This is a genomic window from Streptomyces sp. NPDC040545 (genome assembly GCF_055595065.1).
Genome location: NZ_JBVIWA010000012.1, coordinates 208,215 through 224,835, shown reverse-complemented (window position 1 = coordinate 224,835; position 16,621 = coordinate 208,215). Strand labels below are relative to the sequence as shown.

Below are 16,621 nucleotides of genomic sequence, written 5' to 3'. Positions count from 1 at the left end.
GGGGTGGAGACGGTCCCGTGGACCGCGGACTCCCCCGGCCGGGCGGCGGCTGCTTCGAGCGCCACCTGAAGCTGCTGCTGCCCGCGGACTTCGACCGGGCGGCCCTGGCGTCCCTGGTCGTCCCGCACGGGGGCCCACCTGTCCTGGAACGCCCGCCGGGTCCTGGCCGCGGGCACGCACGAGCGTTTCGTGACCCGGCGGTGGCGCGGCAGGGCGGCGGAGGCGGGGGGGGTGCCTGCGACGCGCTGGTCGGCGCGCTCGGCGCGGCCGGGTACGAAATCCGTTCGGAGGAGCGGGAGTTCGTGCTGTACGACAGCGACCTGTCGGTGGACGACGGGTGGATCGAAAGCTAGGCCGGCTCGACGCGGACCGCGCAGACCTTGAACTCCGGCATGCGGGACGTGGGGTCCAGGGCCGGGTTGGTGAGGGTGTTGGCGCGGCCCTCGCCCGGCCAGTGGAAGGGCATGAAGACCGTGTCCGCGCGGATGGTGTCGGTGATGCGGGCCGGGGCGACGGCCCGGCCGCGGCGGGAGGTCACGGCGAGGGGGCTGCCGTCGACGGCGCCGATCCGGGCGGCCAGCCGGGGGTGGAGTTCCACGAAGGGGCCGGGGGCGGCCGCGTTGAGCTCGTCCACCCGGCGGGTCTGGGCCCCGGACTGGTACTGGGCGACCACCCGGCCGGTGGTGAGCAGCAGCGGGTAGTCCGCGTCGGGGACCTCGGCGGCGTCGCGGTGGGAGACGGGGACGAAGCGGGCCCGGCCGTCGTCGGTGGCGAAGCGGTCCAGGAAGAGGCGCTCGGTGCCCGGGGGGTCCTCGGTGCCTTCGGGGCCTGCGGGGCAGGGCCAGAAGACGCCCTGTTCGGCCTCGATGCGGGCGTAGGTGATGCCCGAGTAGTCCGCGGGACCACCGGCCGAGGCGCGGCGCAGTTCCTCGAAGACCTCCTCCGGCTCGGTGGGGAAGCCCTTCTCGACGCCCAGGCGGGCGGCGAGTCCGTGCAGGACGTCCAGGTCGCTGCGGACCCCCGGCGGCGGGGTCAGCGCCCGGCGGCGCAGCAGGACGCGGCCCTCCAGGTTGGTGGTGGTGCCGGTCTCCTCCGCCCACTGGGTGACCGGGAGGACCACGTCCGCGAGGGCCGCGGTCTCGGAGAGGACGACGTCGGCCACCGCGAGGAAGTCCAGAGAGCGGATGCGGTCCTCGACGTGCCCGGCGCGGGGGGCGGACACCACCGGGTTGGAGCCCATCAGGAGCAGGGCCTTCACGTCCGTACCGAGGGCGTCGAGGAGTTCGTAGGCGCTGCGCCCCGGGCCGGGGAGGCTGTCGGGGTCGACGCCCCAGACCCCGGCGACGTGGGCGCGGGCCGCCGGGTCGGTGAGCTTGCGGTAGCCGGGGAGCTGGTCGGCCTTCTGGCCGTGCTCGCGGCCGCCCTGGCCGTTGCCCTGCCCGGTGAGGCAGCCGTAGCCGGACAGCGGGCGGCCGGCCCGGCCGGTGGCCAGGCACAGGTTGATCCAGGCGCCGACGGTGTCGGTGCCCTTGGACTGCTGCTCGGGGCCCCGGGCGGTGAGGACCATGGCGGATTCCGGGGCGCAGAACATCGCCACGGCCTCGCGGAGCCTGGGGACCGGTATCCCGGTGATGCGCTCCACCAGCTCCGGCCAGTGGGCCATCGCGGCGGCCCGGGTCTCATCCCAGCCGGTGGTGCGGGCGGCGATGAACTCCTCGTCGGTCCGCCCTTCCGCGACGATCAGGTGCAGCAGGCCGAGTGCGAGGGCCAGGTCGGTGCCGGGGCGCGGGGCGAGGTGCAGGTCGGCCTGTTCGGCGGTGCGGGTGCGGCGCGGGTCGATGACGATGAGGGTGCCGCCATTGGCCTTGAGCTCGGTGAGGTAGCGCAGGGCGGGCGGCATGGTCTCGGCCAGGTTCGAGCCGACGAGGATCACGCAGCCGGTGCGCGGGATGTCCTCCAGCGGGAAGGGCAGCCCGCGGTCGAGCCCGAAGGCCCGCTGGTGGGCCGCGGCGGCCGAGGACATGCAGAAGCGGCCGTTGTAGTCGATCTGCGAGGTGCGCAGGGCGACGCGGGCGAACTTGCCGAGCGCGTAGGCCTTCTCGTTGGTGAGCCCGCCGCCGCCGAAGACCCCGACGGCGTCGGGGCCGTACGTGCGGCCGGTGCGGGCGAGTCCCGCGGCTACGGCGTCGAGGGCCTCCTCCCAGGTGGCCGGCTCCAGCTGCCCGGCGTGGGTGCGGACGAGCGGCCGGGTCAGGCGTACCCGGGAGGAGAGCACGGCGGGGGCGGTGCGGCCCTTGCCGCACAGCGCGCCCCGGTTGACGGGGAAGTCGGCCCGCTCCTCCACCGCCACGGTGGCGCCGCCCGGTTCGGGGCGCAGCCTCATCCCGCACTGCAGGGCGCAGTAAGGGCAGTGCGTGTCGGTGACGGAGCCGGAGCCGGAGCCGGAGGTGTGCATACGGTCCAGCGTGGGTCGGCGGTGTTACGCCGGCCGCCGCCGCGCGTTACGAGTGCGGGTGCTCCGCCTCAGCGCCGCCGGACGGCTGCGGTGAGGCCCGGCGCGGTGGTGGGCGGTCGACGGGTTCGGCGTACACGATCCGGCCGTCCCGCCGGCGGGCGCCGGCGCGGGTCACTGTCCCGTCAGGTACTTCACCGTCAGGCCGGCGGTCCAGCCGCCGTCGACGGCGAGTTCGGCGCCCGTGATGTAGCCGGCGGCGTCGGAGGGCAGGCGCGTCAGTCTGCCAGGGCGGCCAGGGCCCGCGACACCCCTTCCTCCTTCGGTCCGAGGAAGCGCGGTGCGGGCTTGAAGGCCGCGTCCAGCGCGGCCTTGCCCGCCGCGAAGACCTCGCGGGTCTCGCCGTAGTACCAGGTGGCGTCGTGCACGTCGGCGACCCCGACGCCGTACGACTCCAGGCCCGCCGCCTGGCACAGGGCGACGGCCCGGCGGATGTGGAAGCCCTGGGTGACCAGCACGGCCCGTTCCACGCCGAAGATCTCCTTGGCCCGCACGCAGGAGTCCCAGGTGTCGAAGCCCGCGTAGTCGCTGACGATCCGCCCGTCCGGCACCCCGTGCGCGGTGAGGTACGTGCGCATCGCGTCGGGCTCGTCGTAGTCGTGCCGGCCGTTGTCCCCGGTGACGAGGACGACCTTGACCTTGCCGGTGCGGTACAGCTCGGCAGCGGCGTCGAGCCGGTCGGCGAGGTAGGGGGTGGGCCGGCTCCCCAGCAGGCCCGCGCCGAACACCACGGCCACCTCGGCGGCGGGCGCGTCGGCCGTGGTCCGCAGCCGGTCGGCGGCCGCCGCGTGCATCCACGCCGAGGGCAGCAGCGCCAGCACGCAGCCCGCCATGACGGCCTGCACCGCCCGCCGCCGGGTCCGTACGCTGCGCAGCGCCGCCACCGCCCGGCTCCACTCGACTCTCGGCAGGCGCGGTCGGCGCATCATCCATCCCCTGGTGGTCTCGGTTGCTCGTCCGCTGGTCAGGACGCGTACGGGGGCCGCGCGGTTCGCCCGGCCCGCGATCTGCGGCAGGTACACCGCCGGCCGCGCCGGCTGCGGACAGCCGCGCCGGCCGCCCTGTGAGCACACGGCAAAGACCCGTCATCCCCGCGCAACGCGGCGGCAACCTCCGGCGCGGAGGATCGGTTCATGACGGAGCCGGTGCACCCTCCCGAGTTTCCCGCCCTCCCCTTCGACAGCACGGCCGAGCTGCTCGGCCGCATCACCCTCCAGCTGGGCACTCAGCTCAGCGGCCTGCGCCGACCCGGAGTCCGCCCATGCAGCCCACCCTCGTCGCCGTGGCCCACGGCAGCCGTGACCCGCGCGCCCTGCACACCGCCCTCGCCCTCCTCGAACGGGTCCGCGAGCTCCGCCCCCGGCTCGACGTCCGGCTCGGCCACGTCGAGCTGAACGAGCCGCTGCTCGACGACACCCTGGACGGGCTGTCCGGCTCGGCCGTGCTCGTCCCGCTGCTGCTCGGCCGCGGGTACCACGTCAAGCGTGATCTCCCCGCGGCCGCCGCCCGGGCCGGCCACCTGCTCACCCGCGTCGCCGCCCCGCTGGGCCCGCACCCGCTGCTCGTCGAGGCCCTGTACGAGCGGCTCCTGGAGACCGGCTGGACCCCGGCCCCCGGTTCGGCCGTCGTGCTGGCCGCCGCCGGTTCCCGCGACCCCGACTCAACGGCCGACACCCGCCGCACCGCCGCCCAGCTTTCCGAACGCCTCGGCGGCGTGCCGGTGACCCCCGCCTACGCCTCCGCCGCCGCGCCGAGCGCGCCCGAGGCGGTCCGGGCCCTCGCCGCCCGCGGTCACCACCAGATCGCCGTGGCCTCGTACTTCGCCGCTCCCGGCCGGTTCGCCACCCAGACCGCCGCGGCGGCGCCGGGCCCCGCCGCCGCCCCGCTGGGCGATCACCCGGCCCTGGCCCGGCTGCTGCTGCACCGCTACGACGAGGCCCGTGCGCTGCCCCTCGACCTGGTGCGGCCGGAACTCGTCTCCGCCTGATCCCGGTTTGTCAGTTGTTCCGGTTACCGTCTCTGCATGGAAGGCACCACGCACGCCCTCACCGACGACCACCGCGACCTCTACGACGCGGCCGACACCGAGCGCTGGGCCGCCGAGCCCGACAAACGGCCCGGCCGGACCGCCTTCCAGCGCGACCGCGCCCGTGTGCTGCACTCGGCCGCGCTGCGCCGCCTGGCCGGGAAGACCCAGGTCGTCACCCCCGGCAGCCGTTCCTACGACTGGGACGCGAGTCCCCGGACCCGCCTGACCCACTCGCTGGAGTGCGCCCAGGTCGGGCGGGAGCTCGGCGCCGCGCTCGGCTGCGACCCCGACCTCGTCGAAGCCGCCTGCCTCTCCCACGACATGGGCCACCCGCCTTTCGGCCACAACGGCGAGGAGGCGCTCAACGAGTTCGCCAAGGACTGCGGCGGCTTCGAGGGCAACGCCCAGTCGCTGCGCCTGCTGACCCGCCTGGAGCCCAAGCGGTTCGTGCCCGATCCGGCGAGCGGGGAGCTCGTCAGCGTCGGCCTCAACCTCACCCGGGCCTGCCTGGACGCCGCCACCAAGTACCCGTGGGCCCGCGGGGACCACCCCACCGACCCCGGCTCGGTGAAGTTCGGCGCGTACGAGGACGATCTTCCGGTCTTCGCCTGGCTGCGCCGCGGCGCGCCCGCGGACCGCAAGTGCTTCGAGGCCCAGGTCATGGACTGGGCGGACGACGTCGCGTACTCCGTCCACGACTTCGAGGACGGCCTGCACGCCGGCCACCTCGACCCCAACATGCTCTACGCCGAACCCGAGCGCACGGCGATCTGGCAGGTGGCCATCGGCCGGTACGTCCCCGCCGACACCTCGCCCGAGGAGCTGCGGGCCGCCCTCGACCGTTTGATGGAGGAGGAGTGGTGGCCGCACGGGTACGACGGTTCGGCCGTCGCCCAGTCCCGGCTGAAGGACGCCACGAGCCAGCTGATCGGCCGGTTCTGCCTGGCCGCCGAGGGGGCCACCCGGGAGGCGTACGGCTCCGGCCGCCTCACCCGGTACGGTGCCGAACTGGTGATCCCGCGCGAGGCGCGCAACGAGTGCGCGGTGCTCAAGGCGGTCGCCGACCTGTACGTGATGCAGCGCGACGAGCAGGAACGGATCCGCGCCGACCAGCGCATCGTCCTGGCCGAACTCGCGGAGGCGCTGAGCGCCCGCGCCCCCGAGGGGCTGGACCCGCAGTTCCGGGCGATCTTCGACGCGGCCCAGGACGACAAGGCGAGGAAAAGGGCGGTCATCGACCAGATCGCGTGCCTCACCGACGCATCCGCCCGTTCCCTTCACGCACGCCTCACCCGGCGCGGCCGACGCGCCGAAAGGTGAGCTGATCGAGCCACTCCCCCTTCACGCGGCAGGCTCGGTGCGGGACGCTCGCATGTGCTCGCATGTGGCGGAGAGGTTATGAGGAGGCATCAGGTGGTCGACGCACACCGGACATTCGTCATCGTCGGCGCGGGGCTCGCCGGGGCAAAGGCGGCCGAAACGCTGAGGTCCGAGGGGTTCACGGGGCGGGTGATCCTGATCGGCGACGAGCGCGACCATCCTTACGAGCGCCCCCCGCTGTCCAAGGGCTACCTGACCGGGAAGGACGACCGGGAGAGCGTCTTCGTCCACGAGCCGTCCTGGTACGCGGCCGCCGACGTCGAGCTGCACCTCGGCCAGCCGGCCGTCCACCTCGACCGGGACGCCAAGAAGGTGGTCCTGGGCGACGGCACCGTCCTGTACTACGACAAGCTGCTGCTGGCCACGGGCGCCGAGCCGCGCCGCCTGGACATCCCCGGCACCGGCCTGGCCGGGGTGCACCACCTGCGGCGCCTGGCGCACGCCGAACGGCTGAAGGGCGTCCTGGCCGGGCTCGGCCGGGACAACGGGCACCTGCTCATCGCGGGCGCCGGGTGGATCGGGCTGGAGGTGGCCGCCGCGGCCCGCGGCTACGGCGCCGAGGTCACGGTCGTCGAGCCGGAGGCCACGCCGTTGCACGCGGTGCTCGGCCCGGAGATCGGCCGGCTCTTCGCCGACCTGCACGCCGATCACGGGGTGCGGTTCCACTTCGGGGCGCGGCTGACCGAGATCGTGGGCCACGACGGCATGGTGCTGGCCGCCCGTACGGACGACGGGGAGGAGCACCCGGCGCACGCGGTGCTCTCCGCGATCGGGGCCGCCCCGCGGACCGCGCTGGCCGAGACCGCCGGGCTGGCCCTGGTCGACCGGGAGCACGGCGGCGGGATCGCGGTGGACTCCTCCCTGCGCACCTCCGACCCGGACGTCTACGCGGTCGGGGACGTGGCGGCCGCCCACCATCCGGTGCTCGGGACCCGGCTGCGGGTCGAGCACTGGGCCAACGCGCTGAACGGCGGCCCGGCGGCCGCGAAGGCCATGCTGGGCCAGGAGGTCCGCTACGACCGGGTGCCGTACTTCTTCTCGGACCAGTACGACGTGGGCCTGGAGTACTCCGGGTACGCGCCGGCCGGCGGCTACGACCAGGTGCTGATCCGCGGGGACGTGGGCAAGCGGGAGTTCATCGCGTTCTGGCTGTCGGAGGGGCGGGTCCTGGCCGGGATGAACGTGAATGTGTGGGATGTCACCGAGCACATCCAGGCCCTGATCAGGTCGAAGACCCCCGTCAACCGCGAGGCGCTGGCGGACCCGTCCGTTCCGCTTGACTCCCTGGTGCGGGGCGAGGGGGCCTGACCGGATTACCGGCGCCCGGCCGTAGACTTCACGGGTGGCAGGACGGATCAACGACGACGACGTGAAGGCGGTACGGGACGCGGTCCCGATCGACGCCGTGGTCTCCGAGTACCTCCAGCTGCGCAACGCGGGCGGCGGCAACCTCAAGGGCCTGTGCCCCTTCCACGACGAGAAGTCCCCTTCCTTCCAGGTCAGCCCCAGCAAGGGGCTCTACCACTGCTTCGGCTGCCAGGCGGGCGGGGACACCCTCGACTTCGTCATGAAGATCGACCACCTCTCCTTCTCGGAGGCGGTCGAGCGCCTGGCCGGCCTGGCCGGCATCACCCTGCGGTACGAGGAGGGCGGCTACACCGCCGGCACCAGCGGCCGCGGTGACCGCATCCGGCTGGTCGAGGCGCACAAGGCCGCCGCCCAGTTCTACGTTGACCAGCTGGGCAGCCCCGAGGCGGAGATCGGCCGCAAGTTCCTGGCGGAGCGCGGCTTCGACCAGGCCGCGGCCGCGCACTTCAGCGTGGGCTACAGCCCGGCCGGTTGGGACCACCTGACCCGCTTCCTGCGCGGCAAGGGCTTCAGCGACAAGGAGCTGATCACCTCCGGGCTCGCCCAGGACAGCCGCAGCGGCAAGCCGATCGACCGCTTCCGCGGGCGGCTGATGTGGCCGATCCGCGACATCAGCGGCGAGGTGGTCGGCTTCGGCGCGCGCAAGCTGCGCGACGACGACAACGGGCCGAAGTACCTGAACACCCCCGAGACCGCGATCTACAAGAAGTCTCAGGTGCTGTACGGCATCGACCTGGCGAAGAAGGAGATCGCGAAGACCTCCCGGGCCGTGGTCGTCGAGGGCTACACGGACGTGATGGCCTGCCACCTGGCCGGGGTCACCACCGCGATCGCGACCTGCGGCACCGCCTTCGGCGGGGACCACATCAAGATCCTGCGCCGGCTGCTGATGGACAACGCCACCGCCGAGGTGATCTTCACTTTCGACGGCGACGCGGCGGGCCAGAAGGCCGCCCTGCGGGCCTTCGAGGACGACCAGAAGTTCGCCGCGGAGACCTCGATCACCATCGCCCCCGGCGGGATGGACCCCTGCGACCTGCGCCTGGCCCAGGGCGACGCGGCCGTGTCCGGCCTGGTGGAGGCCCGTACCCCGCTGTTCGAATTCGCGCTGCGGCACATCGTCGCCCGGCACAACCTGGAGAATCCGGCGGGCCGGGCGGCCGCCCTGGACGAGGCCGCGCCCGTCGTCGCCAACATCAAGAACATCGCGATCCAGCACGAGTCGGCGGTCCAGCTGGCGGGCATGCTGGGCATCCGCGACGAGCAGTTCGTGGTCAAGCGGGTCGCACAGCTGGCGCGCTGGGCCCGCGAGCGCGGCCAGGGCGACGGCCCGCAGGGCGGCCGGCCCGGCGGGAAGCCGCAGCGGGGCCGCCCCTCCTACGAGGACGTCCCCGCGCCCGCCGCCCAGCCGGCCGGGGGCCCCGCGCTGAACCTGCGCAGCCCGGCCCACCGCACCGAACGCGAGCTGCTGAAGCTCGCGCTCCAGCGGCCCGCCCTGGTCTCCCCGGCCTTCGACGCGTACGGGATGGACGAGTTCACCGCCCCGCCCTACGCGGCGGTGCGCCAGGCCATCCTGGACGCGGGCGGTGCCTCGCTCGGCACGGAGGACTACCTGGCCCGCGTCCGCGAGGCCGCCCCGAACGACACCGTGCGCGCGCTCGTCACGGAGCTGGCGGTCGAGGCCATCCACGCAAAGACGGTGGACGAGATCTACGCGGGGGTCCAGCTGGTCCAGGTGCGGCTGCGCGCCGTCGACCGCCGGGTCCACGAGATCCAGGGCACGCTGTCGCGGCTGGGCCCGCAGGCTCCGCCGGAACAACTGGCGGCCGTCCAGGAGGAGCTGTGGGTGCTCCAGCAGTACGGCCAGCGGCTGCGCAACCGCGGCGCCGAGGGGCTCTAGGGCGTGTCTTGCCGGCGCTTGAACCAGTCGCCGCCGGGTATCTCCGTGCCTGATGCGCGCAGGTCGCGGGCGATCAGCGGGGCCGCCAGATAGACCCAGGCGCGGACCGTCGTGCCGTCGGGGCGCAGGGCCGGCCGGGCGATCCGGTCGTAGATGTTCCCCGGGCGGCCCGGGCCCTGGTACTCCTCCAGCTGGTCCAGCGCGGCGAGCAGCTTCCCGTACGCACCCGGCGCCGCCGTGATCAGCTCGCCGACGACCGCGGTGCCGGGGCGGTGGACCGCGTACGGATATCCGGGCCCGTCGTAGAGCGCCGCGTCCGGGAGGAGGGCCGGCTCCTCCGAGGCCGTGCGGCCGCGCAGGAAGAGTTCGTGGTTGACCTCGCCCGGGCGCAGGGTCCCGTAGACGAAGAACGGGAGCGGATCGCTCGGGTCCGGTAGCCGTTCGACCGATGTCACGGGGCCTCCCTCGGGTATGGCGCGGCGGTCCGCGGGCCGGGCCGAGAGTCCCGGCCTTCCCGCGCCCCACCACCGTACGCACCGCTGTCGCACAACCTCCCGGCGTTCGTGACCCGACCGGGCAGCCGGAGTCACCCGGACGGCGCGGGGCGCTCCGATGGCCGCAGCACCCGCGTTGACCTGCGAAGACGTTCCGCAGGTGGGTCAGGGAAAGGCATACCTGACGGAACATCAGCAGGCGCGCGGCGGGCCGGCCGGGTTTCCTCGGAAACACGACCCCGTGTCTCCAGGAGAGTCCCCATGCGCCGACGTACCGCACACCTGCTGACCGCGACCGCGCTGAGCGCCGCCGCGTTCGCCGGGCCGGTCGCCGGCGCGGTGGCCGCCGCGGACCTCGGCGTGGTGGGCTTCGCACCCGGGGACTTCGCGCCGCTGGAGGTATGGCCCAAGTCCGCCGCCCCCGGCGCCACCGTCACCGTGAACACCACCGCCTGCGGCAGCGGCAGTCACGCGGACGGCGATGCCACCACGGTGGGCGGCGGCCGGTTCAAGCTGGTCCCGGGCACCCACAAGGAGGTGGTCGTGGGGCAGTTCCAGATCGCCCACGGCACCCGCGGCGGGACCTACGGCATCGGCGCGACCTGCGCGAACGGCAAGTTCGCCACGGGCAACCTGATCGTCACCGAGCGCGGCCCGCAGGGCCACGTCAACACCGGGGTGGGCGGTGGCACGACCACCACCACCGACCCCGCCAAGATCGCGGCGGGGGCGGCCGTACTGGCCGCTGCCGCCGTCGGCGGTACCTGGCTCCTGCGTCGCCGGGCGAGCGGCACGCGGAGCTGACGGACGCCCACCGCGGCTCCGGCCGCGGTCCGACCGGTACCGTCCCCCGTCGCCCGCCCCGCGAGGTCCCCCCCGTTCGCGGGGCCGGGCGACGGCCAGTCACCCCGAAACGGAAGCCGAGGGGGTACGCATGGGTGGCGATTTCGGTGGCGCGCGGGGCCGCGACCGCCCCGGATCCGCAGCGCACCCCGGGCGGCGAGCGGCGAGCCGGGCCGTCCGCACCCCCACCGCCCGCCACGGCGGACTCGTCGCGCTCGCCGCCTGCGTCGGCATCTGGCTCGTGACCAGCGGTTCGCGTGAACCCGTCGGACCGCCGCTGCCCTCCGCCGCCGAGTCACTGACCGCCGCCGGCGTGGTGGGCCCCGGGATCGCCCCGCTCCCCGGTTCGCCGCCGGCCCGGATCCGGATCCCCTCCATCCGGGTCGACGCCCCGCTGACCGGGCTCGGCCTGGATCCCCGCGGCAGCCTCGAAGTGCCGCCGCCGGACCGGCGCGACCTGGCCGGCTGGTACCGCGACGGCACCACTCCGGGCGCCACCGGCACGGCCGTCATCGCCGGGCACGTGGACGACGCGGCCGGGCCGGGGGTCTTCTACCACCTGGGCGCGCTGCGCCGCGGGGCCTCCATCGAGATCCCGCGCGCGGACGGCCGTACGGCGGTGTTCACGGTGCACGCGGTCGAGGTGTACGACGCCAAGGCCTTCCCCGACACCCGCGTGTACGGGCCTTCGGCGCGCGCCGAGCTGCGGGTGATCACCTGCGGCGGCGGCTTCTCGCCACGCACGGGCTACCGCGGCAACGTGGTGGTCTTCGCGCACCTCACGGGGACGTACTAGGGGGCGTCTTGCCGGTCCGCCCTATCCCCACTGCTCGAAGCCGAGCTTGAGCACCAGCGCACCCACCACCGTCAGCAGCACGCCGCGGACGAAGCCGCTGCCCTTCTTGAGCGCCATACCGGCGCCGATCATGCCGCCGGCCAGGTTGAACACCGCCATCAGCGCGGCCAGCTGCCACAGCACCATGCCCTGGTAGGCGAACATCGCGAGCGCCCCGGCGTTGGTGCAGCAGTTCACGATCTTGGCGGTGGCGGAGGCGGTGACCAGGTCGAGGTGGAGCAGTGCCGTGAGCGCGAGCACCAGGAAGGTGCCGGTGCCGGGCCCGATGAGGCCGTCGTAGAAGCCGATGCCCAGGCCCGCGAGCCCGATGGCGAGCAGCACCCGCTGCCGGCTGACGGGTGCGGTCGAAGGGGCGGTGCCGAAGCCCGGCTTGAAGATCACGACGCCCGCGACGATCACGAGCACCACCATGATCAGCGGGCGGAGCGCGTCCTTGCTGATGCCGCCCGCGAGCGCGGCACCGCCCATCGAACCGGCGAGCGCGGCCAGGCCGATGCGGACCGCCAGCTTCACGTTCACCGGAGCCTTGCGGGCGTACGTCACAGCCGCCCCGGCGGTGCCGACGATGGCGACGGCCTTGTTGGTGCCGAGGACGGTGGCGGGGTGGGCGTTCGGCAGGCCGAGGAGGAGCGCGGGCAGGAGCAGCAGGCCGCCGCCGCCCACCACCGCGTCGATCCAGCCGGCCGCGGCTGCGGCCACACACAGGACGATGATCATGGTCGTTGATATGTCAGGCACGGCTCGACCCTATGGATCAGTTGGGTGCAGTGACCATCAATCCCCGGAAACTTGCGCAAAGGTTGAGGTTCGCCGGGCCGGCAACGGAGCACGCTGAGGGCCCCGGTGGCGGCCCCGATGATCCTCAAGACGGCCTTGAGGAAGGCCTCACCGACCCTTGACCCGGGCGCTGAGGCCGGCGTTCCGTCCGGGTAACAGGGGCGATGCCGTGGGGAAACAGCGGCCGCGCACGCTCGTGGCATGACCTCGGAACAGCGTGTGGTGGTGATCGGCGGCGGCCTCGCGGGACTGCGACTGGCCGCGCGCCTGACCGGTGCGGCGGCGGTGACCGTCCTCGGCGAGGAGCCGCACGTCCCGTACAACCGCGTCCTGCTCGCTGAGGTCCTCGCCGGCCGCTACGCACCGGAGGTCACCGCCCTCCCGACGCCCGGCCCGGCCCTGCGCCGGGGGGTCCGCGCGGTACGGATCGACCGCGCGGACCGGACCGTACGGTGCGACGACGGCACGGGGGCGGAGTACGACACGCTGGTGCTGGCCACGGGCTCGAACGCGGTGCTCCCGCCGCTGCGCGGGCTGTTCGAGCCCGAGGGGCGGGACCTTCCGGACGGGGTCCACGCCTTCCGCACGATGGACGACTGCCTGGCCCTCTCGGCGGCCGTACGCCCCGGGGTGCGGGCGGTGGTGATCGGCGGGGGCCTGCTGGGCGTCTCCGCGGCCCGTGCGCTCGCCGCGCGGGGGGCGGTGGCCGTCCTGGCCCAGCAGGGCGAGCGCCTGATGGAACGCCAGCTGGACGCCGAGTCCTCGGCCCTGCTGGCCGCGCACCTGACCTCACTCGGGGTGGAGATCCACACGGAATGCCGGGTGCGCGGCCTGACCACGACACGATCGCCTGCGGCTCCGCTGCCGGGGGCGCTGCCCCCGGACCCCCGCGCCTCAAGCGTCGGCGAGGCTGAAGTTGCCCTGCGGGCAACCCAGCCGCGCCAGGCAGGCGGGGCCGGGCCAAATCCAGCCCCTCCGGCGTTTGAGGAGCGGGATCCGGGGCGGAGCCCCGGCATTGGCGCCGCACCCGGGCAGCGGCGGGTCACCGGGGTCGAGCTCGCCGACGGCTACCGGCTGGAGGCCGATCTCGTCGTGCTCGCCTGCGGCGTCCGCCCCCGCACGGGCCTCGCCAAAGCCGCCGGCCTCGACGTCCACACCGGCATCGTGGTCGACGACCACCTCCGCACCAGCGACCCCCGCATCCACGCCATCGGCGACTGCGCCGAGCACGCCGGCCAGGTGTACGGCCTCGCGGGCGCCGCCCTGGAGCAGGCCGACACCCTGGCCGCGCTCCTCTCCGGCCGGCCCACGCACTACACCGGCACCCGCGCCCTCACCCGCCTCACCCTCGGCGGAGCCGAGAACGACTCCCTGGACCTCGCCGCCTTCGGTGAGACCACCCCGCTCCCCGGCGACGACGTGGTCCGCCTCTCCGACGCCACCCGCCGCACCTACCGCAAGGTCGTCCTGCGGGGCGACCGCCTCGTCGGGGGCGTGCTGCTCGGCGAGCTCTCCACCGTGGGGGCCCTCGCCCGCACCTGGGAGGGCGGGGAATCACCGCACGACCTGTTCCACCTGCTCACCGACGACGGAGGCCACTGACATGCCCGAGCCCCTGCCCACGATCGTGCTCATCGGGCACGGCATGGTCGGCCAGCGCTACCTCGAAGCACTCGCCGAGCGCGGGGTCACCGCCACGCACCGGATCACCGTGCTCTGCGAGGAGCCCCGGCCCGCCTATGACCGCGTGCACCTGACCTCGTACTTCTCCGGCAGCACCGCCGAGGACCTGTCCATGACGCCCGCCGGGTTCATGGAGGAGCACGGCATCGCCCTCCACCTCGACGACCCCGCCGAGCACATAGACCGGGCCTCCCGTACCGTCACCTCCCGGTCCGGGCAGGTGTTCCCGTACGACGTCCTGGTGCTGGCCACCGGCAGCTATCCCTTCGTACCGCCGGTCCCGGGCAAGGACGCCCCCGGCTGCTTCGTCTACCGCACGATCGAGGACCTGCTCGCGATCGAGGAGTACGCGAAGAGCCGCGGCTCCGGCGCGGTCGTCGGCGGCGGCCTCCTCGGGCTGGAGGCCGCCGGCGCCCTCCAGGGGCTGGGCCTGGCCACCCGTATCGTCGAGTTCGCCCCGCGCCTGATGCCCGTACAGGTCGACGAGGGCGGCGGCGCGGCCCTGCTGCGCACCATCGAGTCCATGGGGCTGACCGTCCACACCGGTGTCGGCACCCAGGAGGTGGTGACCGGCGAGGACGGTCACGTCAGCGGAATGCGGCTCTCCGACGGCTCCGTCGTCGACACCGACCTCGTCGTCTTCTCCGCCGGCGTCCGTCCCCGAGACCAGCTGGCCCGCGACGCCGGACTGGACGTCGGCGAGCGCGGCGGTATCGCGGTCGACGCCCGCTGCCGCACCTCCGACGCGCACGTCTACGCCATCGGCGAGTGCGCCCTCGCCGTCGACGGCCGGGTCTACGGACTGGTCGCCCCCGGCTACGAGATGGCCGAGACGGCCGCCGACGATCTGCTGGGCCGCGAGAAGGAGTTCACCGGAGCCGACCTCTCCACCAAGCTCAAGCTCCTCGGCGTGGACGTGGCCTCCTTCGGCGACGCCCACGGCGCCACCCCGGACAGCCTCGACGTCGTCTGGTCCGACTCCCGCTCCGGGGTCTACAAGAAGCTGGTCGTCTCGCCCGACGGGGTCCTCCTCGGCGGGGTGCTGGTCGGCGACGCGGACTCCTACGGGCTGCTGCGCCCGCTCACCGGCAGCGTCCCGCCCGTGGCCCCCGAGCAGCTGGTGCTGCCCGCCGGGGTCGGCACCCCGCTCGCGCTCGGCCCGTCCGCGCTCCCCGACCACGCGGTGATCTGCTCCTGCCACAACGTCACCAAGAAGGCCATCGCCGCCTGCGCCACCCTCGCCGAGGTCAAGAAGTGCACCAAGGCGGGCACGGGCTGCGGCAGCTGCGTCAAGGTGATCGGCCAGCTGCTGCCGGCCGCCACCGACAAGGGGCTGTGCGGCTGCTTCCCCTTCACCCGGGCCGAGCTCTACGAGATCGTCCGTACCCGCCGGCTGACCTCGTACGAGGCGATCCTCGACGGTCACGGGCGCCCGGAGGCCCGCGGCGGCGACGGCTGCGAGGTCTGCAAGCCCACCGTCGGCTCGATCATCGCCTCGCTGGCCCCGACCCTCGGGGCGAGCGGCTACGTCCTGGACGGGGAGCAGGCCGCCCTCCAGGACACCAACGACCACTTCCTCGCGAACATGCAGCGCAACGGCTCCTACTCGGTCGTCCCGCGCATCCCCGGCGGTGAGATCACCCCCGACAAGCTGATCGTGATCGGCGAGGTGGCCCGGGACTTCGGCCTCTACACGAAGATCACCGGTGGCCAGCGGATCGACCTCTTCGGGGCGAGCGTGGACCAGCTCCCGCGGATCTGGGCACGGCTCGTCGACGCCGGGTTCGAGTCCGGGCACGCGTACGGGAAGGCCCTGCGCACGGTGAAGTCCTGCGTGGGGCAGACCTGGTGCCGCTACGGGGTCCAGGACAGCGTCCGGATGGCCATCGACCTGGAGCTCCGCTACCGGGGGCTGCGCGCCCCGCACAAGCTGAAGTCGGCGGTCTCCGGCTGCGCCCGCGAGTGCGCGGAGGCGCAGAGCAAGGACTTCGGCGTCATCGCGACGGCGAGTGGCTGGAACCTGTACGTGGGCGGCAACGGCGGGGCCACCCCGCGCCACGCCGACCTGCTGGCCCAGGACCTGTCGGACGCCGAACTGGTCCGGCTGATCGACCGGTTCCTGATGTTCTACATCCGCACCGCGGACCGGCTGGAGCGGACCTCCACCTGGCTGGAGCGGCTGGAGGGGGGCCTGGCCCACCTGCGGGACGTGGTCGTGCACGACTCGCTCGGGCTGTGCGCGGAGCTGGAGGCCCTGATGGCCGACCACGTGGCGCACTACCGGGACGAATGGGCCGAGACGCTCCAGGACCCGGAACGGCTGCGCCGGTTCGTGTCCTTCGTCAACGCTCCCGGTGCCCCCGACCCGACCGTGAAGTTCGTCCCCGAGCGCGACCAGGTCAAGCCCGACCTGGCCGTCCTGACCATAGGAGGACCCGTCCGATGACCGTGGAACTGCAGGTTGCGCAGGGCTGGCTGACGGTGTGCGAGCTGTCCTCGCTCACCCCCGGGCGCGGGGTGGCGGCGCTGCTGCCCGACGGGAGCCAGGCCGCGGTGTTCGTCGACCGCGCGGGGCGCCCGTACGCCATCGGCAACCAGGACCCCTTCACCGGGGCGCACGTGCTCTCGCGCGGGCTGGTGGGCACGGCGGGGGGCCGGCCCTTCGTGGCTTCCCCGCTGCTGAAGCAGCGCTTCGACCTGGAGTCGGGGCGCTGCCTGGACGACGAGGAGACGGTGGTCCGGACCTACCCGGTGCGGACCGCCGCGACCTCGTGACCGC

14 protein-coding genes are annotated in these 16,621 nt (G+C 74.0%); 10 read left to right on the top strand and 4 right to left on the bottom strand.

Annotated features, from left to right (window positions below; all coding sequences use genetic code 11):
• The first annotated feature begins 17 nt into the window (after positions 1 to 17).
• Positions 18 to 353, top strand: coding sequence for a hypothetical protein (locus ACZ573_RS23380; protein ID WP_471307122.1), 336 nt, complete (start codon positions 18 to 20; stop codon positions 351 to 353).
• On the opposite strand, the gene ACZ573_RS23375 is transcribed toward ACZ573_RS23380, so the two are convergent.
• Together ACZ573_RS23375 and ACZ573_RS23370 are read right to left on the bottom strand one after the other, a co-directional pair.
• Positions 350 to 2,455 (bottom strand): molybdopterin oxidoreductase family protein, encoded by a 2,106-nt coding sequence (locus ACZ573_RS23375; protein WP_471307121.1) that lies wholly within the window; start codon positions 2,453 to 2,455, stop codon positions 350 to 352. The genes ACZ573_RS23380 and ACZ573_RS23375 overlap by 4 nt on opposite strands.
• A gap of 275 nt (positions 2,456 to 2,730) precedes the next feature.
• Positions 2,731 to 3,438 (bottom strand): SanA/YdcF family protein, encoded by a 708-nt coding sequence (locus tag ACZ573_RS23370; protein WP_471307164.1) that lies wholly within the window; start codon positions 3,436 to 3,438, stop codon positions 2,731 to 2,733.
• 335 nt (positions 3,439 to 3,773) lie between these two features.
• Here ACZ573_RS23370 and ACZ573_RS23365 point away from each other — a divergent pair, with 335 nt between their 5' ends.
• The 4 genes from ACZ573_RS23365 (at position 3,774) to dnaG (ending at position 9,189) form a co-directional block, all read left to right on the top strand.
• Complete coding sequence (locus tag ACZ573_RS23365) at positions 3,774 to 4,499, top strand: sirohydrochlorin chelatase (RefSeq protein WP_471307119.1); 726 nt, start codon at positions 3,774 to 3,776, stop codon at positions 4,497 to 4,499.
• A gap of 36 nt (positions 4,500 to 4,535) precedes the next feature.
• On the top strand, positions 4,536 to 5,861 hold the full coding sequence (locus tag ACZ573_RS23360) for a deoxyguanosinetriphosphate triphosphohydrolase (RefSeq protein WP_471307118.1): 1,326 nt from the start codon (positions 4,536 to 4,538) through the stop codon (positions 5,859 to 5,861).
• 93 nt (positions 5,862 to 5,954) lie between these two features.
• Positions 5,955 to 7,229 (top strand): NAD(P)/FAD-dependent oxidoreductase, encoded by a 1,275-nt coding sequence (locus ACZ573_RS23355; RefSeq protein WP_471307116.1) that lies wholly within the window; start codon positions 5,955 to 5,957, stop codon positions 7,227 to 7,229.
• Between the two features lie 34 nt (positions 7,230 to 7,263).
• Complete coding sequence (gene dnaG, locus ACZ573_RS23350; RefSeq protein WP_471307115.1) at positions 7,264 to 9,189, top strand: DNA primase; 1,926 nt, start codon at positions 7,264 to 7,266, stop codon at positions 9,187 to 9,189.
• On the opposite strand, the gene ACZ573_RS23345 is transcribed toward dnaG, so the two are convergent.
• A complete protein-coding gene (locus ACZ573_RS23345) occupies positions 9,186 to 9,644 on the bottom strand; it encodes a gamma-glutamylcyclotransferase family protein (protein WP_471307113.1) in 459 nt (152 codons plus the stop codon). The genes dnaG and ACZ573_RS23345 overlap by 4 nt on opposite strands.
• A gap of 300 nt (positions 9,645 to 9,944) precedes the next feature.
• On the opposite strand from ACZ573_RS23345, the gene ACZ573_RS23340 reads away from it, so the two are divergent.
• The gene (locus ACZ573_RS23340) at positions 9,945 to 10,487 is read left to right on the top strand and encodes a hypothetical protein (protein WP_471307111.1); all 543 of its coding nucleotides are present in this window, start codon (positions 9,945 to 9,947) and stop codon (positions 10,485 to 10,487) included.
• 130 nt (positions 10,488 to 10,617) lie between these two features.
• Complete coding sequence (locus tag ACZ573_RS23335; RefSeq protein WP_471307109.1) at positions 10,618 to 11,322, top strand: class F sortase; 705 nt, start codon at positions 10,618 to 10,620, stop codon at positions 11,320 to 11,322.
• 21 nt (positions 11,323 to 11,343) lie between these two features.
• On the opposite strand, the gene ACZ573_RS23330 is transcribed toward ACZ573_RS23335, so the two are convergent.
• Positions 11,344 to 12,120, bottom strand: a complete 777-nt coding sequence (locus ACZ573_RS23330; RefSeq protein ID WP_030012032.1) for a sulfite exporter TauE/SafE family protein — start codon at positions 12,118 to 12,120, stop codon at positions 11,344 to 11,346.
• A gap of 240 nt (positions 12,121 to 12,360) precedes the next feature.
• On the opposite strand from ACZ573_RS23330, the gene ACZ573_RS23325 reads away from it, so the two are divergent.
• Genes ACZ573_RS23325 through nirD form a run of 3 tightly spaced genes read left to right on the top strand, consistent with a single transcriptional unit; the run spans position 12,361 to position 16,617 of the window.
• Entirely contained in the window at positions 12,361 to 13,761 is a 1,401-nt protein-coding gene (locus tag ACZ573_RS23325; protein WP_471307106.1) for an NAD(P)/FAD-dependent oxidoreductase, read from the top strand.
• 1 nt (position 13,762) lies between these two features.
• Positions 13,763 to 16,288 carry a nitrite reductase large subunit NirB gene (nirB, locus tag ACZ573_RS23320; protein WP_471307104.1) on the top strand — a complete coding sequence of 842 codons (2,526 nt, stop codon included), beginning with the start codon at positions 13,763 to 13,765 and terminating at the stop codon, positions 16,286 to 16,288.
• Entirely contained in the window at positions 16,285 to 16,617 is a 333-nt protein-coding gene (gene nirD, locus ACZ573_RS23315; RefSeq protein ID WP_301371303.1) for a nitrite reductase small subunit NirD, read from the top strand. The genes nirB and nirD overlap by 4 nt, the downstream gene beginning before the upstream one ends.
• Positions 16,618 to 16,621: the final 4 nt, after the last annotated feature.